23 protein-coding genes are annotated in these 24,067 nt (G+C 61.1%); 13 read left to right on the top strand and 10 right to left on the bottom strand.

The window, feature by feature from the left end:
* Window positions 1-16: 16 nt before the first annotated feature.
* Together SYN63AY4M2_RS08360 and SYN63AY4M2_RS08355 are read left to right on the top strand one after the other, a co-directional pair.
* Entirely contained in the window at window positions 17-652 is a 636-nt protein-coding gene (locus tag SYN63AY4M2_RS08360) for a riboflavin synthase (RefSeq protein WP_011431429.1), read from the top strand.
* 26 nt (window positions 653-678) lie between these two features.
* A complete protein-coding gene (locus tag SYN63AY4M2_RS08355; protein ID WP_011431430.1) occupies window positions 679-1,248 on the top strand; it encodes a shikimate kinase in 570 nt (189 codons plus the stop codon).
* A gap of 77 nt (window positions 1,249-1,325) precedes the next feature.
* Here the strand turns inward: SYN63AY4M2_RS08355 and psbD are convergent, their stop codons facing one another.
* Window positions 1,326-2,384 carry a photosystem II D2 protein (photosystem q(a) protein) gene (gene psbD, locus SYN63AY4M2_RS08350; protein ID WP_011431157.1) on the bottom strand — a complete coding sequence of 353 codons (1,059 nt, stop codon included), beginning with the start codon at window positions 2,382-2,384 and terminating at the stop codon, window positions 1,326-1,328.
* 304 nt (window positions 2,385-2,688) lie between these two features.
* Between psbD and glgA the strand changes: the two genes are divergently transcribed.
* A complete protein-coding gene (gene glgA / locus SYN63AY4M2_RS08345) occupies window positions 2,689-4,083 on the top strand; it encodes a glycogen synthase GlgA (RefSeq protein WP_240527885.1) in 1,395 nt (464 codons plus the stop codon).
* 126 nt (window positions 4,084-4,209) lie between these two features.
* Window positions 4,210-4,827: a hypothetical protein gene (locus SYN63AY4M2_RS08340; protein WP_011431432.1), complete on the top strand. Its 618-nt coding sequence runs from the start codon at window positions 4,210-4,212 to the stop codon at window positions 4,825-4,827.
* On the opposite strand, the gene rsmD is transcribed toward SYN63AY4M2_RS08340, so the two are convergent.
* From rsmD to SYN63AY4M2_RS08320, 4 genes are all read right to left on the bottom strand, one after another.
* Entirely contained in the window at window positions 4,824-5,375 is a 552-nt protein-coding gene (rsmD, locus tag SYN63AY4M2_RS08335; protein ID WP_011431433.1) for a 16S rRNA (guanine(966)-N(2))-methyltransferase RsmD, read from the bottom strand. The two genes, SYN63AY4M2_RS08340 and rsmD, sit on opposite strands and share 4 nt — an antisense overlap.
* Window positions 5,376-5,380: 5 nt before the next feature.
* A complete protein-coding gene (locus tag SYN63AY4M2_RS08330; protein WP_011431434.1) occupies window positions 5,381-6,271 on the bottom strand; it encodes a Sll0314/Alr1548 family TPR repeat-containing protein in 891 nt (296 codons plus the stop codon).
* 60 nt (window positions 6,272-6,331) lie between these two features.
* A complete protein-coding gene (locus SYN63AY4M2_RS08325) occupies window positions 6,332-7,096 on the bottom strand; it encodes a HEAT repeat domain-containing protein (protein ID WP_228375357.1) in 765 nt (254 codons plus the stop codon).
* 515 nt (window positions 7,097-7,611) lie between these two features.
* Window positions 7,612-10,023: a DEAD/DEAH box helicase gene (locus SYN63AY4M2_RS08320; protein ID WP_099887314.1), complete on the bottom strand. Its 2,412-nt coding sequence runs from the start codon at window positions 10,021-10,023 to the stop codon at window positions 7,612-7,614.
* Between the two features lie 159 nt (window positions 10,024-10,182).
* Here SYN63AY4M2_RS08320 and SYN63AY4M2_RS08315 point away from each other — a divergent pair, with 159 nt between their 5' ends.
* From SYN63AY4M2_RS08315 to SYN63AY4M2_RS08305, 3 genes are read left to right on the top strand one after another with little or no spacing between them, the layout of a single operon-like run.
* Window positions 10,183-10,818: an aminodeoxychorismate/anthranilate synthase component II gene (locus SYN63AY4M2_RS08315; RefSeq protein ID WP_099813308.1), complete on the top strand. Its 636-nt coding sequence runs from the start codon at window positions 10,183-10,185 to the stop codon at window positions 10,816-10,818.
* Window positions 10,815-11,603 carry an MBL fold metallo-hydrolase gene (locus SYN63AY4M2_RS08310; protein WP_099812738.1) on the top strand — a complete coding sequence of 263 codons (789 nt, stop codon included), beginning with the start codon at window positions 10,815-10,817 and terminating at the stop codon, window positions 11,601-11,603. The genes SYN63AY4M2_RS08315 and SYN63AY4M2_RS08310 overlap by 4 nt, the downstream gene beginning before the upstream one ends.
* Before the next feature lie 4 nt (window positions 11,604-11,607).
* Window positions 11,608-12,174, top strand: coding sequence for an ankyrin repeat domain-containing protein (locus tag SYN63AY4M2_RS08305; RefSeq protein WP_099812737.1), 567 nt, complete (start codon window positions 11,608-11,610; stop codon window positions 12,172-12,174).
* 10 nt (window positions 12,175-12,184) lie between these two features.
* Here SYN63AY4M2_RS08305 and SYN63AY4M2_RS08300 read toward each other — a convergent pair whose 3' ends face one another.
* Window positions 12,185-13,162 carry a deoxyhypusine synthase family protein gene (locus tag SYN63AY4M2_RS08300; RefSeq protein WP_099813307.1) on the bottom strand — a complete coding sequence of 326 codons (978 nt, stop codon included), beginning with the start codon at window positions 13,160-13,162 and terminating at the stop codon, window positions 12,185-12,187.
* Window positions 13,163-13,304: 142 nt separating this feature from the next.
* Here SYN63AY4M2_RS08300 and bioB point away from each other — a divergent pair, with 142 nt between their 5' ends.
* From bioB to SYN63AY4M2_RS08280, 4 genes are all read left to right on the top strand, one after another.
* Entirely contained in the window at window positions 13,305-14,237 is a 933-nt protein-coding gene (gene bioB, locus SYN63AY4M2_RS08295; protein WP_011431441.1) for a biotin synthase BioB, read from the top strand.
* A gap of 132 nt (window positions 14,238-14,369) precedes the next feature.
* Window positions 14,370-16,451, top strand: coding sequence for an ATP-binding protein (locus tag SYN63AY4M2_RS08290; RefSeq protein ID WP_240530358.1), 2,082 nt, complete (start codon window positions 14,370-14,372; stop codon window positions 16,449-16,451).
* A 32-nt stretch (window positions 16,452-16,483) separates the two neighbouring features.
* Window positions 16,484-16,978, top strand: coding sequence for a DUF4126 domain-containing protein (locus tag SYN63AY4M2_RS14175; RefSeq protein WP_011431443.1), 495 nt, complete (start codon window positions 16,484-16,486; stop codon window positions 16,976-16,978).
* Window positions 16,876-17,088: a hypothetical protein gene (locus SYN63AY4M2_RS08280; protein WP_228375530.1), complete on the top strand. Its 213-nt coding sequence runs from the start codon at window positions 16,876-16,878 to the stop codon at window positions 17,086-17,088. The genes SYN63AY4M2_RS14175 and SYN63AY4M2_RS08280 overlap by 103 nt, the downstream gene beginning before the upstream one ends.
* A 9-nt stretch (window positions 17,089-17,097) precedes the next feature.
* Here SYN63AY4M2_RS08280 and SYN63AY4M2_RS08275 read toward each other — a convergent pair whose 3' ends face one another.
* The 3 genes from SYN63AY4M2_RS08275 to petG all read right to left on the bottom strand — a co-directional run bounded on the left by SYN63AY4M2_RS08275 (window position 17,098) and on the right by petG (window position 20,139).
* Window positions 17,098-18,135, bottom strand: coding sequence for a hemolysin family protein (locus tag SYN63AY4M2_RS08275; protein WP_099887313.1), 1,038 nt, complete (start codon window positions 18,133-18,135; stop codon window positions 17,098-17,100).
* Between the two features lie 196 nt (window positions 18,136-18,331).
* A complete protein-coding gene (locus SYN63AY4M2_RS08270; RefSeq protein WP_011431446.1) occupies window positions 18,332-19,954 on the bottom strand; it encodes a bifunctional pantoate--beta-alanine ligase/(d)CMP kinase in 1,623 nt (540 codons plus the stop codon).
* Window positions 19,955-20,025: 71 nt separating this feature from the next.
* Complete coding sequence (gene petG, locus SYN63AY4M2_RS08265) at window positions 20,026-20,139, bottom strand: cytochrome b6-f complex subunit V (RefSeq protein WP_011431447.1); 114 nt, start codon at window positions 20,137-20,139, stop codon at window positions 20,026-20,028.
* Window positions 20,140-20,361: 222 nt separating this feature from the next.
* Here petG and SYN63AY4M2_RS08260 point away from each other — a divergent pair, with 222 nt between their 5' ends.
* Window positions 20,362-21,768, top strand: a complete 1,407-nt coding sequence (locus tag SYN63AY4M2_RS08260) for a 2-succinylbenzoate--CoA ligase (RefSeq protein ID WP_099887312.1) — start codon at window positions 20,362-20,364, stop codon at window positions 21,766-21,768.
* Here SYN63AY4M2_RS08260 and SYN63AY4M2_RS08255 read toward each other — a convergent pair.
* Window positions 21,765-22,346: a DnaJ domain-containing protein gene (locus SYN63AY4M2_RS08255; RefSeq protein ID WP_011431449.1), complete on the bottom strand. Its 582-nt coding sequence runs from the start codon at window positions 22,344-22,346 to the stop codon at window positions 21,765-21,767. The genes SYN63AY4M2_RS08260 and SYN63AY4M2_RS08255 overlap by 4 nt on opposite strands.
* A gap of 351 nt (window positions 22,347-22,697) precedes the next feature.
* On the opposite strand from SYN63AY4M2_RS08255, the gene SYN63AY4M2_RS08250 reads away from it, so the two are divergent.
* Window positions 22,698-23,453, top strand: a complete 756-nt coding sequence (locus tag SYN63AY4M2_RS08250) for an ankyrin repeat domain-containing protein (protein ID WP_011431450.1) — start codon at window positions 22,698-22,700, stop codon at window positions 23,451-23,453.
* Window positions 23,454-24,067: the final 614 nt, after the last annotated feature.

Genomic DNA, 24,067 nt, shown 5'->3' with positions numbered 1-24,067 from the left:
CAAGGAGGCCGAAACTATGTTTACGGGTCTGGTGCGCAGTTTGGGTACAGCTCAGTTGATCTCCTCTTCCCAAATACGGGTTATCTGTCCAGAGCTACAGCCGCAGTTGGCTTATGGCGACAGCGTGGCAGTGGACGGCCTCTGCCTGACGGTGGTGGAGATCCTGCCCGATGGCTTTTTGGCCGATGTCTCGCCGGAAACGCTGCGGCGCTCGGTCTGGGGCCAGGGATCCGGCCCGCGCACCGTTAACCTCGAGCCGTCCCTGCGGGTGGGAGACAAGCTGGGGGGGCATTTCGTCAGCGGCCATATCGATGGGGTGGGACAACTGTGGGAGCAAGCGGCCACCGGCAACGCCTGGGAGCTGAGCTTCAAGGTGCCGGCGGAGATCGGTCGCTACATCGTGCCCAAAGGCAGCGTGGCCGTCAACGGGGTCAGCCTGACCGTTGCCGAGGTGCGCCAGGGGGGCTGCTGGTTCAAGGTGGCGGTGATCCCGCAGACCTACCGCGAGACCAACCTCTCCTTGCTGCAGGTGGGGGATCCGGTGAACGTGGAGGCGGACATGCTGGGCAAGTATGTGGAAAAATTGTTGGGCCTGGCTCCGCCGGAGAGCGGCCTTTCTCTGGAGTTTCTGGCCGAGCACGGATACGTTTAAGTCCCTAGCGGATCTTTGCCCATCTCATGATTCAGCCGGAAGAAGCCGAACGCCTGCGTGGCGTGACCGTCTATTTGATTGGCATGATGGCCAGCGGCAAGTCCACCCTGGGAGCTGAGCTGGCCGCCCAGTTGCGCCGCCCCTTCTTCGATACCGATGCCCTGGTGGAGCAGGTGGCGGGCTGCTCGATTGCCCAGATCTTTGCCGAGCAGGGGGAGGCCCACTTCCGGGAGCTGGAAACCCAGGTGCTGGCTCAGCTCAGCGGCTACACCCGCCTGGTGGTTGCTACGGGGGGCGGCATCGTGCTGCGGCCCAAAAATTGGAGCTACCTGCACCACGGCCTCACCGTTTGGCTGGATGCGGCCCCTGAGCTCATTTGGCAACGCCTAAAGCGGGATCCTGGCCAACGGCCCCTCTTGCAAACCCCCGATCCCCAAGCTGCCCTGCAGAGGCTGATGCAGGAGCGAGAACCCTTCTACGCCCAGGCCGACGTGCGGGTGCCCATCCATTCAGAAGCCAGCCCGTCCCAGTTGGCGGAACAGGTTTGGCAGGCCATTTGCGCCCGCCTGCGAGCCCAGCCGCCTTGCAACCGATAAAAAAAGGGATCCGCAAACCTCTGGGATCCCTAGACTTGCCAGGAGCGGATCCCTGGCAAGGGGCAGGCAACGATTCCTTAGAGCGCGTTGCCGCGGGGCAGGACTTCCTCGGGGAACTCAAAGCGCTCGTGCGGCTGGTCCTGCGGCGCCATCCAGGCCCGAATCCCCTCGTTGAGCAAAATGTTCTTCGTGTAGAACGTCTCAAACTCAGGGTCTTCCGCCGCCCGCGTCTCCTGACTGATAAAGTCATACGCCCGCAGGTTCAGCGCCAACCCCACCACACCAATGCTCGACATCCACAATCCCGTTACCGGCACAAACAACATGAAAAAGTGCAGCCACCGCTTGTTGGAAAACGCTATCCCAAAAATCTGGCTCCAGTAGCGGTTCGCCGTCACCATCGAGTACGTCTCTTCCGCCTGCGTCGGCTCAAATGCCCGGAACGTGCTCGCCGCTTCCCCATCCTTGTAGAGCGTGTTCTCCACCGTCGCCCCATGGATGGCACACAGCAGCGCTCCACCCAACACGCCGGCCACCCCCATCATGTGGAACGGGTTCAGCGTCCAGTTGTGGAACCCCTGGAAAAACAGCAAAAACCGAAAAATCGCCGCCACTCCAAAGCTGGGCGCAAAAAACCAACTGCTCTGCCCCAGCGGGTAAATCAAAAACACGCTCACAAACACGGCAATCGGCGCGCTGAAGGCAATGGCGTTGTAGGGCCGCACCCCCACCAGCCGGGCAATCTCAAACTGCCGCAGCATAAAGCCAATCAGGCCCAGCGCCCCATGGAAGGCCACAAAGGTCCACAGCCCGCCAATCTGGCACCAGCGGGTAAAGTCCCCCTGGGCTTCCGGGCCCCACAGCAGCAGCAGGCTGTGCCCCATGCTGTCGGCGGGGGTGGACACGGCCACCGTCAAAAAGTTGCACCCCTCCAGGTAGGAGCTGGCCAACCCGTGGGTGTACCAAGAGGTTACAAACGTGGTGCCGGTCAGCCAGCCGCCCAGGGCCAAATAGGCGCAAGGAAACAGCAGCAGCCCCGACCAGCCGATAAACACGAATCTGTCGCGCTTGAGCCAGTCGTCGACGATGTCGAACCATCCTCGCTCCTGGCGCGCGCGCCCTACTGCGATGGTCATAGGACAATTTTCTCCAGAAAAAGACAACCAACCAAAAATGCAGTGCAGCACCGCCCCCAGCATTTCTGAGCGGCACCGCCCTTCTATCTTACGAAAAATTAATAAATTGCAACACTTCTCAGGATGAGGCTCTGCCCCAGCTTGGCCGGCACAGGGATCCCTTGTGTTTTAGGATGGGAAGGGTTTTGCCGGGATCCGCTTGCCTCAGCAGGACGAGGGTCATCGCAACACGGAGGGCATTGTGGTGCAAGCCAGGATTTTGTTTGCAGCGGCGGAGGCTGCCCCCATTGCCAAGGTGGGGGGTATGGCGGATGTGGTGGGATCCCTGCCCGTCGTTTTGCGCAAGCTGGGGCAGGATGTGCGCATCATCATGCCCCTGTACGGGTTTCTCTGGGACAAGTTCGGCCCGGAACCGGGGCAATACCCCCGCTCCAAGGATCCCATCTGGTCTAAACAGGTCATGGGGCAGGTGGCCGATATTTACGAAAGCGTTTTGCCCGGCACCGATGTGCCCCTCTACTTGGTCAGCCACTATTGTTTTGCTCCCCACCGCATCTACTACGGCGAGGACGAGTTCTGGCGCTTTACTTTTTTTGCCAACGCCGTGGCTGAATTTGCCTGGACCTACTACCCTTGGAAACCCAACATCATCCACTGCCACGACTGGCACACCGGCATGATCCCGGCCTGGATGCACCAGGCTCCCGACATCGGCACCGTCTTTACCATCCACAACCTGGCCTATCAGGGGCCTTGGCGTTGGCAACTGGAACGCATGACCTGGCTGCCCTGGTATTTTTCCGCCCACAACACCATGGCTGCCGGGATCCTCTACGCCGACCAAGTGAATACGGTTTCGCCCACCTACGCCCTGGAGATCCGCACCAGCCTCCATGGAGAGGGCCTCCAGGATCTGCTGGCCTGGAAAGGGGAGCGCCTGCGGGGGATCCTGAACGGCATCGACACCGAGAAGTTCGATCCCCGCACCGATCCCGCTCTCGAGGCCAACTTCAGCATCGACGACCTCAGCGGCCGGGCGGTGAACAAGGCGGCGCTCCAGTCTCGCTTGGGTTTGACCGTTAACCCCGACGTGTTCTTGATGGGCATGGTAGCGCGTTTGGTGGAACAAAAGGGGATCGATCTGCTTATCCAAACCCTGGATCGCTTTTTGGCCTATAGCGATTCACAATTTGTCTTGCTGGGCAGCGGGGAAGCCTACTACGAGGGGCGGATCCGGGAGATGGCCGAGCGGCACCCGGGCAGAATGGCCTATCAACAGGGTTACCAGCCGCAACTGGCTCAGTTGATCTATGGAGGAGCAGACGTCTTTTTGATGCCCAGCCGCTTTGAGCCCTGTGGCATCAGCCAGATGATCGCCATGCGCTACGGCTGTGTGCCCATTGCCCGCCGCACGGGAGGGCTGGTGGATACGGTCAGCCATCACATTCCCAGCAAGGGGATCGGTACGGGCTACTGCTTTGATCGCTACGAAGCCCTGGACTTCTACACCTGCTTGGCGCGGGCTTGGGAGGCCTTTCAGCACAAAGACACTTGGCAGGCGCTGCAAAAGCGGGGCATGGCCACCGACTTCAGTTGGCAGCGCTCGGCGCTGGAATACCTGCGCCTGTACGAGCTGATTATGAACTTGCCGCTGAGGCCGGAAAAGACCTCCTCTGAGAATCAGCCCGCCCCCACTTAGCTCTACTCCGTCCAAACAGCCAGCCTCCCAGCAACTTCTGGCTGAGGGGATCCCTGAGCTGCGGCGGAGGCACCCAGAGTGAGATAAAGTAGAACGGGTTAACGAGGTTTTGAGGACTGCCTGCCAATGTTCGGACGACGTCCCGCTGTTATTGGCCAAGGTCGGCGCCAAGACGCCACTGTCCAAGGGCTCAACTTTCTGCGCCGTTCTTGGGCGCGGTTGGCTTTCGGCTTGTTGCTTGGCCTTGTCCTGGGCGTCGGCTCGACTCTCTGGGCCACGGCTCAAGAGCTGCCCCCTGGCCAGCAGCTCATTCCCAACCCGCAGCAGTTTCGGGCCCTAGAACAGCCCAACAATGCCCTCAGCGTGTTGCGGGCTGAACAACTGGCCGCCGAAGCCGATGCCGCCATCCAAGCGCAAAACTACGACCGGGCCATCGAGCTGCTGCAACAGGTGTTCAACGCCTACAACCAGCGCTCCAACTACCACCAAGATCTCTCCCGGGCTTTTGCCGGGATCCAAAACCGCATCTCCGAAGAGCAGCGGGAGCTGGCCCGCGTTGCCGCCCAGGCCCGAGATGAGGCTGCCTACGATCTGGCCGTGGTCTATCGGGCTGCCGGGCGCCCCGAGGAGGCCGTAGCCTGGCTGATTCAGGTCATCAAGAGCCAGACCCCAACCCGGGAGCTAGGCACCCAGGCCTACCAGCAGCTTCTGGAGATCGGCTTCGTCAGCACCCCCTTCCCCTAGCGCTCCTCTCCCAGATGCCGGTAGAAAGCCAGCGCTGTTTGCCCGTAGGCCCGCTGGTCAAAGCGCAGCAGGGATCCCACCTGGTCGGGCAGCTCGTGGCTGCTGCGGTGCTCGACGATCAAAGTTCCGCCTGGCTTGAGGAGGGGCGGGATCAGCGGCAGCAGGGGGGCATACAGACCCGCCTCGTAGGGGGGAGCAAAGTAGACGTAATCAAAGGGATCCAAACCCAAGCCTCGGCTGAGCAGCTTGCGGGCATCTCCCTGGATGACCTGGAAAGATTGCCCCGGCTGCGCCACCTTGGCCCAGTTGGCTCGGATGATGCGACAGGCAGGGGCGGCGATCTCGATCCCGGCCACGAAGGCCGCCCCATGGCACAGGGCCTCTGCCCCCACTGTGCCGGCTCCACAGCAGAGATCCAGCCAGCGACAGCCCTCCACCTGCCCCCGCAAGATGTTGAACAGGGCCTGCCTCACCCGCCCAGGGGTGGGTCGAGTGCCCAGGCCGGCAGGGGTCTGCAGCGCTCGTTTGCCGCTGATACGCAGGCCCATTAGTGTTAGGGGGAGGGAGTCGGTGTAGGCAACTGGCCGGTTAACCCGCTGCGCTGGGCGGCACGATCCCGTTCCATCTGGATCTGCTCCACCAAAGCTTCAGGCAACTGGGCAGCAGCCTGCAGGGCTTGGTCGAAAAGGGGAACTGCCTCCCGGTCTTGGCCCTTGGCAACCAAAATTTGCGCCTTGAGGTAGTAGAGCTCAGGGTTGTTGCAGGAAGCAGCAATGGCCCGCTCCACCGCCTCCAGCGCCTCGTCAAAGCGTTTCATATCCCGATAGGCCAGGGCTTGGCCGCGGTAGGACAAATAGTCAGGCGCTGCCAGGCGAAATTGATTCAACGCTTTCTCCCGATAGGTCAGCAGCAAATCCATATAGCCGTTGAGGAGATTCAGCTCTGGGTCGCTGCTGTCCACGGCCTGGGCGGCCCGGATGGACGCAAACAATTGATTGAGGGTGGGCAATGCCTTGGGCAGCCCGATCACCACCCCCTCCCGCACCACAGTGTTGGCCGCCTCCAGCCCATAGCCCACGCCCTCATACAGGTTGCCGCGCAAGGGATCCGTCTTTTTCAGCTCGGCAGCCACTTGTCGGGTTTGGGTGGCCAACTGGGCAAAAGCATCCAGATCCCCCTCCTGGTAGGCCAGCGCCGCCAACAGGGCATAGACCATTGGCTCGTCGGGGGAAGCTTTCTTGGCTATTTCCAGCTTCTCTCGGCTCTGGGTGTAGCGGCCTGCGCAGAAAAACTCCTCAAACGCCGCAGCCACCTCAGGGCTGATGGGGCGGGCATTGGCCCCGCTGCGAAAAGGATCCTGCGCCCAAACCGGCAAGGCGGATCCCCACACCCAACACAGGATCCCTGCGAGCTTGGCCCCTCTGCCGAACTTGTCGCTTCTCATCCCCTGGCCTCAGCACCCACTACGAACTTTTAGCGAATCGACGCGTCCTTGACCTGCTCTTCAGCGCAGCATTTGCGCAATCGCAGCAATGGCTGCGTCCTGAACCAACTCATTGGTCTCGTGGGCCAGGAGAGCGTGCAAGGGATCCAGGGCGCGCGGATCCCCGATTTGGCCGAGGGCGCGGGCTGCCGCCTCCCGCACCGCCGGTTCGCCGTCAGAAAGCTTGGTCAGCAAAGCCGGCACCGCCTCAACTGCACGCATTTGACCCAACTGATAGATGGTTTGCAGTTGGGCCTCAAGAGGGGTTGTCGCAGCTGTAGGAACAGAGCCGTACACAGAGATGCCAGGAGAGTAGCCGTAGGAGCCCCGGCCCGCCATGGCGATGGCCGAAAGGGCCTGCAACGCCTCTAGGGCATGATACCGCTCTGCCTCGTTCATATGCGGCAATTGGGCCACCAGGTTGTCAAAGGCTTGCTGTACAGGGTCAGCAGCCGCAGCCTGTTGGACAATGCGAGCAAGGTTTTGGTCGGCCCGCATCTGTTGCCAAGACTGGAGCATCGCCAAGCCGGCAACCACCAAAGCAGCATCGGCCAAAACAGCCAGCAGTGCCATCCCGCCCCAAATCTTGCTGCGACGGCTGAGCTTTCGCATCTGCTTATCCAGGTAGACGAAAGCCTGGTGCTGCCGCTCCCAAAAGTCAGGGGCCACCTGCAGAGTTTGGGCGCTCAGATCAGGAGACAGAAGGTTTTCCTCGCGGGCCACCTCCAAGCTTTGCAGCCTCTGGTTTAGGCGAGAAAAGTGTTTCGTCCAGAGCCAAGTAAACATCAGATCCCATCCTCTCTCCGAGCCTGCCAATGGAGCCAAATCTCCCTGACACAGCAATCTAGGGACTCGTGCTTGCATCCGTTAAGCGACAGGATAACAAAAGCCTCGGCCCCCCACCACCCGCTCTCGAGCGAAAAAGCGCAGCGCGGAAGCAAGCCATGGCTGCGGTGAAGCGCTCGGTGGTGACCCCCCCATAGACAGCCGCCCGCACCTTAGGCAGGCGGGAGCATAATCCGCTCCGAAAGACCTAGGAACACCGGGTACTGAGCACAGCCGAGCACCGTTCAGCGCTGCATCGAGATCGTCATCCTTCTCTAAGCGATCTTTCTGGCAACGAAGCAATTTTCGGCCCGGCGGCATTTCCCGCCGGAGCAGCATCGCGTTTGCGCCAGCAGACTGTGGGCCCTACGCAGTTGGCTGGACGGACAAAACAACCTGTCTTGTCCACTTCCAGTTCCCCAAACAGAGGATTCCCAGGGGCAACCGAATCCTGGCAGATTCCTTACAATCTACGCTCAGATCAGCTCGCTTACCGGGAAGCGATCCAGCAGTTTTTGGGCTTTGCGAGCGTTTTCCCGCAACTCGGCTGGCAGATGGGGTATGTAGGGAATCTGGGAGAGCAAATCCAGCGTGCGGCGAATCAGGCGCACAATATCCCCAGCATCCAGGTTGGTGCTGGCCTCTAGCTGTTCCCAAGGGATCCCTTGCGCCCAGTGTTCCACGATCCCGGCCAAGCCAGGCTCAAACCCAATCGGCACGTGAAACACCTGGTGTTGCCGCTGGCTGCGGAACAGTTGCCGCCGCAAGCCTCGTAAGCCATGCAGCACATCCTCGACTAGCCCGGAAGTACGCAGCCGGCTGTAGGTACCCGAACGGGGAGGCTCGGCCACCAGGGCAGCGATCACCCCAGCGAAGTGATGGGGAGCACAGCCTAGACATTCGCCAGATAGCAAAGCCAGCGCCAGCCAGAGCTCGTTATCTCCCCGCAGAGCGGCTACCACCTCTCCGCTGGCGGTAGGTTGATACTCCCGCAAACAGTCGAACTCCTGCAACACCCCCACCAAGGCCATAAATTGCTGCCAGCGCAACTCCTGTACCGAGTCGCTTTGCCGCTCCAGGTGCTGCAGACGCTTGCGCAGGCGCTGGCGCTTTTCCTGTAAACCCAGCAGCTTTTTCCCAACCCTGTGGGCAGGGTTGACGCGGATGCGGGCTTCTAGGGCGCGGATTTTCTCCTCTTGGGCTTGGATGTGGGGAAAGGCCAATAGGCGCAGGGTGGGATCCGGCTCGGCTTCTCGCTGTTTGAGCAGGTAGCGCAAGATGCGCCGCTCTTCCCGCCGTTGCGCCTGCATTTTCTCGTAGCGGGCGATATCTTCGTCGGAAATCCCCTCCAGGAGGCGGTCAATTTCCTCCAGCTCGGCGCGGGTGTGCTGGAGCTCCTGTTGTTCGGGCAGCTTTTGCAGCGAGAGCAAATACTGGCCAAAGCTGCGGTTAATGAGATCCCGCGCCGCCTCCAGAGAATGCTTTTGCAGCAGGTTCAGCACCATGCCATAGGTGGGAGTAAACTGGCTCACCAGGGGATCTGCTCCCGCAGTGGCCAGCCGCGCCGCCTCTTGCGCCCCTTCAAAGGGAGATTGCAAGGTCACCACATGCCCGATCACATCTTTGCCCCGTCGTCCGGCCCGGCCCGACATTTGCATAAACTCAGAGGCAGTCAGGAGGCGATGGCCGTCGTCGGTGCGCTTGGAGAGGGAGGAAATCACGGTCGTGCGGGCGGGCATGTTGATCCCGGCAGCCAGCGTCTCGGTGGCAAAAACTAGCTTCACCAGCCCCTGCTGAAACAGGTGCTCGACCAGGCCCTTCCAGGCGGGCAACATGCCGGCATGGTGGGCGGCAATCCCCCGGTAGAGGGCATCCAGTTGATCCCGGCGCACTGCCTCTGGCATTTCCTGGCAGAAACGGTCGATCTGCTCGGCCAACTGCCGCCGCTCTTCTTCAGAGCTAATTAAGTCCAAGTTTCCCAAACTGGCCACCGCCAGGTCACAGCCCTTGCGGCTGAAGATGAAATAGATGGCCGGCAGCATATCCCGTCGGCGCAGGTTTTCCACCACCTGGGCCATATCCGGTACTTCTCCGTAGGGAGCCTGGCCTGACTTGGAGGGCTTGCTTCTCAGGCGGCGATTGCAAACCCACTGGCCTGACTCGGTTTGCTCCAGCAGGGGGAACAGCCCTTTGCGATTGGCAAAGTGAAATTGCAGCGGCACTGGGCGATGGCTGGAATCGACCAGTCGCGTGGGGCCATGCACCTGGTTCATCCAGTCGGTAAGCTGGTCGCTGTTGGCCAGCGTGGCCGAGAGGGCAACAAGCTGGATGTGGGCAGGGCAGTAGATAATTGCCTCTTCCCAGACAGTGCCCCGCTGTTGGTCGTTCATGTAGTGGCATTCGTCCAGGATCACCGCCTGCACGTCCCGCAAGGGATCCCGGCTTAGAGCCTCCGCCTCTTCCCACGCATCCCTCTCGCTGCCGTAGGGCCCGCGCTGGACAGCCAGAGAGAGCGGCGTGCCGTAGAGCATATTGCGGAAGATCTCGGTGGTCATCACCAAGATGGGCGCCTCCCGGTTGATGGAGATGTCGCCGGTGAGGAGGCCAACCCGCTCCGGGCCGAATTGCTGGCTGAAATCGCGAAACTTTTGGTTGGAAAGAGCCTTCAGAGGAGTTGTATAAAAAACCCGCTTGCCTTGGGACAAGGCCCGGTGGATGGCATACTCTCCAATCAGGGTCTTGCCGGATCCTGTAGGCGCACAGACCACCACCGATTCCCCAGCGGCCAGAGCTTGAATCGCTTGGATCTGAAACTCATCCAGCTCAAAAGGGAAAAGCCTGCGCAACTCGTCCAGCAAGTCGGTCGCCGGAGAGAGAAGCAAGTTCATGGGATCTGAAAAATCAAAAACAACCTAAAAGCTAGCCACCTTGCTGCTGCTTGTGTGCTATACCTCCCAGGATACAAGCTTGACTTGGGTGTTGGCTCCGGGTTGCGGGCCCTGAAGCCTGGGCAATGCTAAAATGGGGTGCCGTTGCCGGGTACCATCGTGCTGGTTGTTATCGACAACTACGACAGCTTCACCTACAACCTGGTGCAATACCTGGGGGAGCTAGGCGCAGGGGTACGAGTTTTTCGCAATGACGAGATTTCAGTGGCCCAGCTGCGCCAGATGCGTCCCCAGGCGGTTGTCATTTCTCCAGGGCCAGGACGGCCCGAAGATGCCGGCATCTCGCTGGAGTTGATCCGCGAGCTGGGGCCGGAGCTGCCGATTTTGGGCGTCTGTCTGGGTCACCAGTGCATTGGACAGGTCTACGGCGGTCGGATCGTGCGCGCACCTGAGCTGATGCACGGCAAGACTTCCCTCATCTATCATCGAGGGGTGGGAGTGTTTGAGGGGCTGAGCCAGCCTTTTGTTGCAACCCGCTACCACAGCTTGGTGATTGAGGCTTCCACCTGTCCTGACGAACTAGAGGTGACGGCCCAAACTCAGGACGGCATCATTATGGGGATCCGCCACCGCCGCTATCTTCATGTACAGGGCGTGCAGTTCCACCCGGAGAGCATTTTGACCGCGGAGGGCAAACGCCTGCTGAGCAACTTCCTGCGCTTGGCCCAGATCCCTACCTCGGGATTGCTCCAGCCGGCGGCTGCCGGGGTTGTGTCAAGGATCCCCACCCGATGAAGCGTCGCCAACTTTTGCAAGCCAGCGCCAGCTTGCTGGGATCCCTTGCCGCAGGGGGTCAATGGGCAAGGGCGCAAACTGATCCTTCTCCAGGGGGATCCCTGGAGTTTACCCCCGGCTCCAGCGCCCAGGGCCTGCAGCTGACCTGGCTGCACCACAGTTGCGTTTTGTTTGAGGGGGAGGGCAAGCGCTTTCTGGTCAACCCCTTCCGCCCGGCGGGCTGTACAGCCGGCTACCCTGCTCCCAGCGTTGCTGCCGATCTGGTGCTGCTCAGCAGCCGTCTCCTGGACGAAGGGGCTTTGGACGTGGTGCCGGGCAACCCCAGGGTGCTGTTTCAGCCGGGGGACTACTTCATCGACGGGATCCGCGTGCAGGGGGTGCGCATGCCGCGGGGCCCCCGCTTTGGCCTCAACGTGGGCTGGCGCTGGCGCATGGCCGGGATCGACATTGTCCATTTGGGAGGGGCACTGCAGCCCATTGGCCGGGAACAGTCCATCCTGCTGGCTCGCCCTGACCTGTTGCTGGTGCCGGTGGGGGGTGGGCCGAAAAACTACGATCCCGCCGCAGCCAAGGCGGCCATCGAAGCGCTGCAGCCCAAGTTGGTCATCCCGACTATGTACCGCACCGCCGCCGCCGAGGAGTCCCAGTGCGAGCTGCAGCCTCTAGAAGCGTTTTTGCGCCTCTTTCCCGCCGCTGCCGCGCAACCTGCCCTCAGCAACCCCTTGCTGCTCTCGGCCCAGGCCCTGCCCAGCCAAGGGATCGCCATCCTGTTCTTTGAGGAGTAGGGCCATGAGGCGCAGGCGGTGGGCTGTAGGTGTCGGGTTGGGATCCCTGCTGCTAGGCGGTCTGGGGCTCTATGGGTACAGCTTGCCGGCAGATCCCCAGGCTCTGGCCACTGCCAACCCGCTGCGGCTGCAGTTGGCCCTCTGGCTGGGGAAAGACGCCAACGCCGTTGAGGAGCGGGGCAAGACGGCTCTGTTCTTCGTAGAAAGCGGCCTCAACACCCGCCTTTTGCTGGCTGCCGGGGCGGATCCCAATCAACTAGACCATGGGGGAGCTAGCCCACTGCACCAAGCCGCTCGCCTGGGCAACCCTGAGGTTACGAAAGCCCTGCTCCAGGGAGGGGCGGAGGTGAACGCTCGTTTTGGCGCCGGTGGCCTTCCCCTGCATTTTGCCGCTTGGTCCGGCAACCCCGAGGTCGTTCGGCTGCTGCTGGAACATGGCTCTGAGATCGACGAGCCGGACGGCTACGGCCTCACGCCCCTGCGCATCGCCCAGGATCTGCGCCGCTGGGAAGCTGCAACCCTGTTGTCCCGCTGGCCCCGCTCCGCCTCAACCGACGGGCATACAGATTGATTCCCCTTCTCTACCACCCCAGCACCCAGGCGAAGATCAAAGGCGCCACGATGGTGGCATCCGACTCGATGACAAATTTGGGGGTGTCGATCCCCAATTTGCCCCAGGTGATCTTCTCATTGGGCACTGCCCCCGAGTAGGAACCGTAGCTGGTGGTGGAGTCGCTGATCTGGCAGAAATAGCCCCACAGGGGTACGCCCTGGCGACCCAGATCTTGATGGAGCATGGGCACCACACAAATGGGGAAATCCCCAGCAATGCCGCCGCCAATTTGAAAGAAGCCAATGGAGCACTCCGCCGAGGTGTGCGTGTACCAGTCCGCCAGGTGGATCATGTACTCGATCCCTGTGCGGACGGTATGCACATTGCGGATCTCACCCGTGATGCAGTGGGCGGCATACATGTTGCCGGTGGTGGAGTCCTCCCAGCCCGGTACGTAGATGGGCAAGTCGGCCTCCATGGCCGCATAGACCCAAGAATCCCGCGGATTGATCTGGTAGTAGGGCTCCAGCCGGCCGCTGCGCAGGATGCGGTAGATGAACTCGTGCGGGAAGTAGCGCTCCCCCGCCTGATCGGCAGCCGTCCACTCTTCCAGCAGAGCTTTTTCCAGGCGCCGCATCGCCTCTTCTTCGGGAATGCAGGTATCGGTTACCCGGTTCAGGTGCCGCTCCAGCAGCTCCTGCTCCTGCTGCGGGCTGAGATCGCGGTAGTGGGGCACCCGCTCGTAGAAGTCGTGGGCGATGAGGTTAAAGATGTCTTCCTCCAGGTTGGCGCCGGTGCAGGAGATGGCGTGCACCTTGTTCTGCCGAATCATCTCGGCCAGAGAAAGGCCCAGCTCTGCCGTGCTCATGGCGCCGGCCAGGGTCACCATCATCTTGCCGCCTTTCTCCAGGTGAGCAGCGTAGCCCTTGGCGGCATCCACCAGGGCGGCGGCGTTGAAGTGGCGAAAGTGATGCTTAAGAAATTGGCTGATAGGACCTTTGGCCACTGCTTCTGCGGTTATCATGGTTGAGTTTCTAAGCAAGGCGGGTTCGCCTTCCCAAGGCACAGACTTCGTATCATAGCCAAACCTAAGAGCGCTGGCAAGCTTTTAGGGATCCCTTCAACCTTTTGTTTTGGACATTGCCGGCATGGCCATTGCTCTAGAGTACGTTCGCGAGATCTACTATCGGCCGCTGCTGCAGTTGGTGTACGAGGCGCAAACGGTGCATCGGCAGCACCATCCGCCTGGCCGGGTTCAACTCTGCGCCCTGGTCAACATCAAGTCGGGCCGCTGCCCGGAAGACTGCGCCTATTGCCCCCAAAGCGCCCGCTACTCGACAGGGATCGAGACCTACCCCTTGATCTCGCTGGAGTCGCTGCGTCAGCAGGCCATGGCCGCCCAAAGGGCCGGCGCCACCCGGCTGTGTATGGGCGCTGCCTGGCGGTCGGCCCCGGCAGGGGAGGCGTTTGAGCGGGTGTTGGAGATGGTGCGCCTGGTGCGCAAGCTGGGGATGGAAGCCTGTGTCACCCTGGGGATGGTGTCGGCTGCCCAGGCGCAGCAATTGGCGGCGGCGGGTCTGACGGCCTACAACCACAATCTGGACACCTCGCCGGCGTTCTACCCCCGCATCATCACGACGCGCACCTATCGGGATCGCCTGGAGACACTGGCCCATGTGGCGGCAGCCGGCCTGCAGATCTGCTGTGGCGGCATTGTCGGCCTTGGGGAAAGCGACGAAGACCGCATCGGCCTGCTGCACGTTCTGGCCAACCTGACGCCGCCCCCCACTTCAGTGCCCATCAACGCTTTGGTTCCCGTGGCCGGCACGCCCCTAGGCCAGCTTCCCCCGCCCGATCCGCTGCTGCTGGTGCGCACCATCGCCACGGCCCGCCTGCTGCTGCCCACCGCCCAGATCCGGCTCTCGGCAGGGCGAAAAAACCTGTCCGAGAGCGAGCAGGCGTTGTGCTTCTTGGCGGGGGCCAACTCCATCTTCACCGGGGAAAGGTTGCTGACCACGCCCAATCCGGGCCAGGCTGCCGATGCGGCTTTGCTCGAGAAGCTGGGCCTGCAACCTCTGTAGAGGCATCTCCCCTTGCCCTTTCGGGATCCCTGCTTGTAACAATCTTTGCAGAAAATCGAACCCTCTTAACCCTGTCGGCAGCCATGCCAGAATGGTGGCGACAGTGTTCTTCAGGGTTGTCACGTCGGGTTCATGTCTCCTGTCAGCACTGCCGAGCCCCTTGCCGAAGTCCAATCCCCTGAGGCGGCTGCTGCTTCTCCTCCCCAGCCCTTGCCGGGGGAGACTGGGGAGCCGTCAAGGGGGGGGTTCTTTTGGGGATCCCTGCGGCGCTGGTGGTCTCGCTGGAAACAAAAGCTGCGCCTGGAGACCCAGTTGCTCTTTGTGGCCACGCTGGTGGTCTCGCTGGTGGTGAGCAGCTTCACCTTCTGGGCCGTCAGCACCGTGCAGCAGGATGCGCGCTTTAACGAAGCCCGCTTTGGCCGGGATCTGGGGCTGCTGTTGGCGGCCAATGTCGCCCCCCTGATCGCAGAAGATCGCATTGGCGAAGTGGCCCAGCTGTCGCGGCAATATTTTGAGAGCACCAGCAGCATTCGCTATTTGCTCTATGCCGACCCGGAGGGGAACATCTACTACGGGATCCCGTTTTCCAACCAGGAGGTGAAAACCTCCCTCAGCCTTACCCGTCGCATCCAACTGCCGGACAACCGCCCGCCTGCCGAGGGTCAGCCGCTGGTGCGCACCCACCTCACCCCTGCCGGGCGGGTGACGGACATTTTTGTCGGCATCTATCATCAGGGCCGCTTTTTGGGCACCCTCGGCCTTGGCATCAACCCCAACCCCGCCCTCGTGCGCTCGACGCAACTGGCGCGGGAGGTCGCGATTGGAGTGTTCTTGGCGGTGTGGGTTCTGGCCATCCTGGGAGCCGTGGTCAACGCCCTCACCATTACTTACCCCATCAAAGCACTGGTCAAGGGCGTCCAGGAGATCACCAAGGGCAACTTCAAGCAGCGCATCGACCTGCCCTTTGGGGGAGAGCTGGCCCAGCTCATCGACAGCTTTAACGAGATGGCGGAGCGGCTGCAGAGCTACGAGGAGCAGAACATCGAAGAACTGGCCGCCGCCAAGGCCAAGCTGGAGACTTTGGTTTTCTCCATCGTCGATGCCGCCATTTTGCTGGACGCTGAGTTTCGCGTACTCTTGCTCAACCCGGCGGCTTCCCGCATGTTCGGCTGGGAGGGCGAGCCTGTTTTGGGCAAGCCCTTGCCGGAGCTGTTGCCCGAGGATCTGCGGCAGCAGTTGGCCCGCCCCCTGATGCAAATTGCCCGCGGGGATCAAGAGGCAGAGGAAATTCGCGTCAACCTCAGCGGCCCCACCAAGCGCGTCATCCGCATCCTGCTGTCGCCGGTGTCGGATCCGCGGCGGCAAAACCTCAAGGGGATCGTGATGACGGTGCAGGACATCACCCGCGAGGTGGAGCTCAACGAGGCCAAGGCCCAGTTCATCAGCAACATCAGCCACGAGCTGCGCACCCCACTCTTTAGCATCAAGTCCTTCATCGAGACCCTCTACGAGTACGGCGAGCAGATGTCGCCAGAGGAGCGGCTGGACTATCTGGAAATTGCCAACCGCGAAACCGATCGCCTCACCCGCCTGGTCAACGATGTGTTGGATTTGTCCCGTCTGGAGTCGGGGAAACAGTACCACTTCGAGGCTGTCGATATTGCAGCGGTGATCGAGCAAACCCTGCGCACCCACCACCTGCAAGCCCGCGACAAAGGGATCCAGTTGCGCAAATTCGTTGATCCCGATCTGCCTTTGGTGTGGGGCAACTACGATCTGCTCTTGCAGGTGATGACCAATCTCCTGGGCAATGCCCTCAAGTTCACCCCCTCAGGGGGCCTGGTGACAGTACATGCCCACCTGGTGGTTCAGGCGGATGGATCCCCGCAGGCAGTGCGGGTGGCGGTGGCCGATACGGGCATCGGCATTGCCCCGGAGGATCAGGAGCGGATCTTCGACCGCTTTTTCCGGGTGGAGAACCGCGTCCACACCCTGGAGGGCACCGGCCTGGGCCTGGCCATCGTGCGCAACATCCTGGAGAAACACCACACCCGCATCTGCCTGGAAAGCAAGCTGGAACAGGGATCCACCTTCTGGTTCGACCTGCACCTCTACACCGAAAACGGGCCGCTGGAGTTTGCCGCCCAGCCAGGCGAAACGGATCCCCCCAGTTGCCGCTGGCGGGAGGACTCCCGTCACACCCATCAATCTTGAGGAGCAGAAATGGACAGCCTACCGGCAATTTTTTGGGATTGGGCCTCAGCGCTGCCTGCGGCTTTCGCATTTTTGTGCCGCTGTTGGTGATGAACCTGGCAGCTCGCTCCGGGCATCTGCCGTTGGCTCCCGATCTGCAGTGGATTGGGTCGGAAGAGGTGCTGTCGGTTTTTGCGGTGGCTACCTTTTTCGAGGTTGCTGCCTACTGTGTACCCTGGGTGGATAACCTGCTGGACGTGGTGGCAACGCCGGTGGCGGTAGCGGCCGGGATCCTGGTGATGTCGGCGGCAAGGGATCCCTCTACACTGGAGAAGGTTTTGAGTTGTGAGGGGTTGCTGCCATGCCGCCTCGCTGGCCCCGGAAGCCCTCCCGTCGGGATCCTGAGTTTCGCAAGCTGGATGACCGCTACACCTACGCGGCGCATCTGGCTGTTTTTCTCTGCAGCGCGTCGGGGCTGGTGTTTTTCCAGCAGCTGTATCGGGCGGATTGGCCGTGGCTGCTGCCGCTGTTGGGCGGGTGGGGCCTAGGCCTGGGGATCCACAGCTTCTGGATCTTTTTTGTGGCCCGCTATCCTGCCGATCCGGATTTGGTGGAGCTCCCCCCCGAAGCCAACGAAGACTCTGCAGAAGCCGGCTAGCGGCCTCCTTCAAGGGGAGCCAGAAGAGAAGAGGCGCTGTCGTCGTTGCCGCTGCAGCAGCAGGGGGGAAAGGTCGCTCTCGTCGTAGATATCCCCCACCAGCTCTTCCAAAATGTCCTCCAGCGTAATGAGGCCGGTGGTGCCGCCAAACTCATCCACCACGATCCCCAGGTGTTGGCGGGAGCGCAGCATCTCTTTGAGCAGCAGGCTGACGCGCTTGGTCTCGGGCACAAAAAAAGGCGGGGACATGGCCTTGGTCACCTCGGCATTGCCCTTTTGCTCCAGGTAGCGCAGGGCCTGCTTGAGGTGGATGACGCCGACGATCTCGTCCTTGGATTCCCCCTGCACGGGGATGCGGGAGTAGCCCGTCTCCAGGCAGAGCTTCACCACATCCTGCAGCGTTTTGTCGTGGGAAATGGTCTCCATTTTTACCCTTGGCTTGGCCACATCCCCAGCCTGGAGCAAATCCAACGCCAGCGCCCCGCGAAACAGGCGCCGTTTTTGCCAATCCAGTAGCCCTCGCTGCCCCAGCACATCGATCAACAGCTCCAAATCCTTGAGGGAAGCGGTGGCTGTCAGCGGCGAGAGCTCCAACAGGTTGAACAGTCTCCTGACAACCCACTCAGAGGCAGCGGTAAAAGGGCGCAGCAGCACCGAGAGGACATGGACAGGCCGCACCACCCAGCGGAACACTGCCAGCGGATGGCTCACCGCCAAAGACTTGGGCGCCACTTCCCCCACCAGGAGCACCAGGATCGTGGTGGGCACGGTGGCGGCCAAAGCTCCAAACTGGGATCCCAGCAGCTCAATAGAGATGGTGGTGGCCAGGGCGGCAATGCCGATGTTGACAAAGTTGTTCACCAACAACAGGGTGGTGATCATCCGCGAGCGCTGTTGTTGAGCCAGTCGATAGAGGCCTTGCGGATCCCCTTGTTCTTCGATCAGGGACTCCAAGCGCAGGTTGTCCATAGCCGTGATGGCGGTTTCCGCTCCGGAGCAGGCCCCTGAGAGGAGAAGCAGAAAAGCCAGGAGGAGGAAATTACCCATAGTGCTCGCGGCTACCCAGAGCCGGATACGAGTGATTTGGGCCGAGGGGGAGCAGGGCAGGCCAGTATCTCTTCGTCAACAGGATTCCTACCTTAGCGGTTCTGGCCAAGCGCATCGCCCCCCCAAGGCTCAACACCTCAGAATTGAATTGGCCCCATCTCGCAAGCTTGAGAAAATCTTCAGGGTTCAGATAACTTCAGATAATATCGAAATGGGCTGCCCCGGATCGCTCCAAAAGCTGCCGGTACAGCCTCACAATTTTGTCTTCCACCTCAGCTTGGCTCAGGTGGTCCGTGTCGATCAGAATGGCATCGGGGGCAGGCCGCAAGGGAGAGATAAGCCGCTCGCTGTCGCGGCGATCCCGCTGCTCGATCTGAGCTTTTAACTCTTCGAGGGACACCACTTGTCCTTGGGCTTGCAGTTGGTGTTGCCGGCGCTGGGCCCGCTCCCCCACCGAGGCGGTCAAAAAGACTTTCAGCTCGGCATCAGGAAAAACATGGGTGCCGATATCTCGCCCCTCCAGGACGGCCCCCCCATCCCGTCCAATGAGGCGTTGCCGCTTCACCAGCTCCTGCCGTACCCCCGGCACTGCCGCCACCTGAGAAACCCAGCGGGTCACCTCTGGGGAACGAATGGCCTGGGTAACTTCCTCACCGTCGGCCCAGATGCGGGTGGGTTCGTCGGCCGAGGGGCCACTTTGTAGGGTTAGTTGGGTTTGGGCAGCCAGTTGGGTCAGTTGCTCGGCGTCGTCCAACGGGATCCCCCGCTGCAGCGCCAGCCAGGTGATGGCCCGGTACATCGCCCCCGTATCCAGGTACAAGAGCTGCAGTTGAGCGGCCACTGCCCGCGCTACGCTGGACTTCCCGGCCCCTGCCGGGCCGTCGATGGCAATCAGCGGGCGACGCCCCCTTTTCGGGGAAGGAGGCACTGCACTCTGCTGTTCTTGGGGCAAGGGATCCACCCCTTCCGGGGAAAGGAGCAGGTTGTCGATGAGGCGAGTTTGCCCTACATAGGCGGCGATGGCCAGTAGCCCCTTATCTTTCACCTCCGATAGGGGCTGGAGGGTTTGCGGATCCACCAATTCCAGATATTGCACGCGCAGCTCGGGGGTGCGCTCCAGCTCAGCACGGGCGGCGGCCAGGATCCCTTCGGCGGAGGGATCCCCGGCTTGCCAGTGGTCGTAACCTCGGCGCAGGGCGCGGTACAGGCTGGCGGCCACCTGCCGCTCCACTGCCGAAAGGTAGCGGTTGCGGGAGCTGTAGGCAAGGCCGTCGGCTTCTCGCACGGTGGGGCAAGGGACAATGGTGGTGGGAATTTGCAGATCTTGAACCAGCCGCTGGATAATTGCCAGTTGCTGGGCATCCTTTTGGCCAAAATAGGCCCGCTGCGGCTGCACCAGGTTTAGCAGTTGCAGCACAATGGTGGCCACGCCGCGAAAATGCCCCGGTCGGTGGGGGGCGCAGAGGGTCTGCAAAAGGGACTCAGGAGGCATGACCCAGGTGCGATCGCCGGCAGTGGCCGGGTCGGCCCCCATCTCCTGCGGGTCGGGGGCAAACACCACATCCACGCCCGCGGCTTCACACAGAGCCCGATCCCCTTCCTCGTCGCGGGGGTAGCGATCCCAGTCTTCGTTGGGGCCAAATTGGAGGGGGTTGACAAAGATGCTGACCACCGTGTGGTCACACTCTTGGCGGCAGCGGCGAATTAGGCTGAGATGTCCTTCGTGCAGGGATCCCATCGTTGGCACCAGGCCTATGGTAGATCCCCGCCAGCTCGCTACCTGCTCCCGCAAAGCCGCCACCGTGCGCAGCCACTGCATTGCCATGCCACCTCACCTGCTGAGCCACTCTCTTGCCGACGGTTTGGTGCCAGCTTTTTCCTCCCTGGCTTTCACAGACCCATCTTATTGCCGCGCTGATACTGTCTGTAGGCGGCCACAAACAGGCCTGCCAAGGTAACCAGCACCATCCCCAAAACGATCCCCAGCAAAATTGGCTCGATCACAACCTAGGCCTCCTACTTCAAACCTAGATCATGATAAGCCAAGCCCAAACTCTTCCTCACCTTGCCCGGGGGGATCCCTGCCAAAAGTCAAAACAACGAAGGTACAGGGGACGCCCCCAATTGCCTCGGTGGAGGGTCAAGTCTCCACGGCTATGGCTTGCTCTTTGATCGCTTTGATCGCTTCGTTGAACCTGCAACTGTCCCGCCCGAACTTGCCGAAAGATGTTTCCCAACCACAACTGCTCTCCCGCTTTGAAGGAGTGTCTGGCTGGGCTGGAAGAGCAACTGCGCCCTCTGGCAGACAAGGCCGTTCCCCTGTTGGTGGCAGACTCGGATCCGCTGCAAGTGTGGGCTGCCGTTTTGGCCTGCCAACACCTGGGGATCCCCCTCTTCTTGGCCAATCCCCACTGGGGAGGACGAGAGTGGGGGCAGGCTCTGGCCAGCCTGGGATCCGCTTGGCGCTGGCGGCGAGGGCAGTTGCAGGAGGGTTCTGCCTCCTCCCACCCCCCTCTGCAGCATTGGCAACAGATCCTACCCAGCGCCGATTGGCCAGTAATCGGGAGCCCTACCGGTGGCTCCGGCGGCCAGGTGAAATGGGCAGTGCACTCCTGGCGTACCCTCAGCGCCTCTGCCAGAGCCCACCAGCAGCACTTCAGCGTGGATTGCGTCCATAGCTATTGTGTCCTGCCCCTGTACCACGTCAGCGGCCTGATGCAAGCTGTTCGTTCCTGGCTGAGCGGCGGCCAGTGGATTGTCTGGGATTGGAAACGACAGCAGCAGGCCGAGGCCTGGGATCCGCCTTTGCCGGGCAGCTTTCTGTCGCTGGTGCCCACCCAGTTGCAGCGGCTGTTGCTCAACGCCCAGCCGGGAGTCTTGGAGAGCCTGCGCCAGTTTCGAGCCATTCTGGTTGGCGGCGGCCCCACCTGGCCCAGTTTGCGGCAACAGGCCCGGCAACTGCACCTGCCCTTGGCCCTCACCTATGGCATGACCGAAAGCGCCTCCCAGGTGTGTACGCTCCTGCCGGAAGCCTTTTTGCAGGGGAGCGATAGCCTGGGGCGGCCCCTGCCCCACGCCACCCTGGAGATCCGCGGCGAAGCAGGGGATCCCTTGCCCGCCCAGACGGCGGGCCACATCCACGTGTGGGCGGAATCCCTGGCGCTGGGCTACTACCCTTTGGCGAGGGAGGCTGATGGCCTGGGCAAGTGGCAACAGCGGGGCTTCACCCCTGGAGATTGGGGCTATCTGGACTCAGACGGCTATCTCTACTGGCTGGGCCGCGCCGACGACCTGATCCTGACCGGCGGGGAAAAGGTGATGGCGGCCGAGGTAGAAGGGGAGATCCGGGCCAGCGGCTGGGTGGAGGATGTGTGCGTGCTCGGCCTGCCCGACGGCGAGTGGGGCCAGCAGGTGGTGGCGGTGGCCGTGCCCAAGGCTGGGATCCCTGCCCTCCCCGTAGAGCTGGAGAGGCACCTAAAGCAACACCTGAGCCAACAACTGAGCCCCTTCAAGCACCCTAAGCAATGGCTATGGTGTGCCGGGATCCCGCGCAACGCCCAGGGCAAAGTCAGCCGCCAACAGCTGCGGCAGTGGGCGGCCCAGCAGTTGAGACTGGCAACGCCAGGCAGCTAGCCGGATCCCTCCCGGATGCCCAGACGGGCCAAGTCTCGCCAGATTTCAAAGGCCAACTCGCGGTTGTGTGGCTCTGTGGCCAAAGCTTTTCTCAAGTAAGCCTCTGCCTGCTGGTAGCGACCCTCGCAGATTAAATGATTGCCGAAGCGCTGATAGGCCAAAGCCAAGATGTGGATGGCTTCCTTGGAGTTGGGAAACCGCTTCAGCAGCGCCTCCGCCAGAGCCACTGCCGTGGGCAACTTACGCTCGCGCCAAGCCGCCTTGACGCGGGCAATCCCTGCCTCAAGGGATTCCCGAGCCGGTGGTTCTGCTGAGATGGAGCCTGACCCAGTGGTGCGTACAACCACGCGCCTTTCCCCCCTCACAGAACTGGGTGGAGAGTGTCGTTGGGCGTCGTAGCGCCGCCGCTCTTCAGGGTTGCTCAGCACTTGGTAGGCCTGGTAGATCTGCTCAAATCGTTCTCGGGATCCCTCTCCTGCCACATCGGGGTGAAACTGCCGCGCCAACCGGCGAAAGGCTCGCTTGATATCTTCGCTGTTCGCTTGGGGAGAGAGGTTCAGGATTGCATAGTAGTCCATGAGCGGCAGCAGAAGAGAGGGTGAGGGGCTGCTGAACCTGGGCGAAGAGTCAGCTCTGGCTCGGAGCTACGCCGATCATGCCATGCCAACCTGGGCTGAACCAAGGGATCCCCTCGGCGCTCATGCAATTTAGATCCAATCTAGTAGAGAATCATTCTCATGTTGAGGCATGGTGCTGCATTGACCATTCTGACTGAGCGCTAAGAGGCATCTCTTCGCACAGCTACCTCAGAGGCAGGGATCCAGTGCTAGACTTTGCCCAAGTTGTAAATTCCAGACTTTGCCTAACTCTACTCCTAACTGTTCTCAAAGTACTTTTAGCTGTCTCTAAGTCCTAATTTCTGAGTGACTATGAGCGAAGCACTGCACCGCGCCCTTGCCAATGAAGACCCGCAAGGATTGCTGGCTTACTTGCAGCAAGGGGGACATGTGAATGCTCCCGATTCGCAGGGGTTCACCCCGCTTCACAAAGCAGTACTCATCGGCAATCTGGAGCTGTTGGACTTGCTTTTGGCTTATGGCGCTTCCGTCGACTCGATGGATTCCACAGGGGCTACGCCGCTCCATTTGGCTGCTGCCAGCGGCCAGGTGGAAGTGGTGGAGCGGCTTCTCAAGGCAGGCAGCGATATCGATCTGCTAGATCGCTATGGATACACTCCTCTCCATCGGGCTGCCCTAACCGATCAGGCAGAAGTTATTGGTCTGCTGATCCAAAAAGGGGCAAAAACCTGTGGCGTTCTCCACTGGGCTACAGCTACGGGTAGGAAAAGCGTTCTCGCCCGCTTGCTCTCCAAGGGGGCACCGGTGGATGCCGTTGATGAGACGGGGCGAACTCCTCTGCACGAGGCGGCCACACAAGGACACTTGGGCATCGCTCGCTTTCTCATTTTGTACGGGGCCGATGTCAACGCGCGCAACCGCTTCGGGGCGACACCCATGCACTGGGCTGCCTGGGAAGGGCATATCCAGATCCTAGAGCTGCTGTTGGAAAATGGGGCCGAATTAAACCCCCGCAATCACGATGGACACACTCCCCTCGCCTATGCCCAGAAACGTCAGCACAGGCTAGCTGCCCAATGGCTGCAAGACCGAGGCGCAACCCTTTAGTTTGGCTTAAGGGATCCCTACTTCTTGGGAGACGGGAGATAGAGTTGGAAGGAATTCCACAGAAAAAGGAGAGAGGATGTTAGATTTCCCCTCTCCGATCTCTTCGTCGCGGTTAGCGTTAACGCCATCTAGATTCTAATCGATAACTTGCATCTGGTTCAATTCCTTTCTCCAGATTTTAATCTTCTTCCAACATCATTTTTTAGAGAACAAAACAAAGACGGAACAGCTAGCTTGTTCCGAAAACATCCGTTTATCTCCTTACTTTCTAGAGGATTGGTAGCCATTCCAAATAGCTCAAGATACTTCCCCAGCGCTTCACGCCGCTTTCGCTTGCTGGCCCGCCGACGCAAGCGCGATCACCCTCGACTGCTACCTCCTACTTCAACACGATGTTGGCGGAAAACCTCCCCCTCTCCCATTAATTGATATTTAGTCTCATTAACTTTGTGGAGAAAAAGGGATCCCTGCCAAGCGCAGGATGGCCAGTTCCGCCGGCGCGGGATCCCTGCTGCGTCCAAGACAAGAGAGGAAGACTGATGGATATGACTCCACCACTCAACCGGGTGACAGTATAGCACTATTGAGATTAAGTTGCAATATATCCCCATGGC

It is taken from the genome of Synechococcus sp. 63AY4M2, from assembly GCF_002760475.1.
Classification (GTDB): Bacteria; Cyanobacteriota; Cyanobacteriia; order Thermostichales; family Thermostichaceae; genus Thermostichus.
This window is presented reverse-complemented; position numbering and strand designations above follow the sequence as displayed.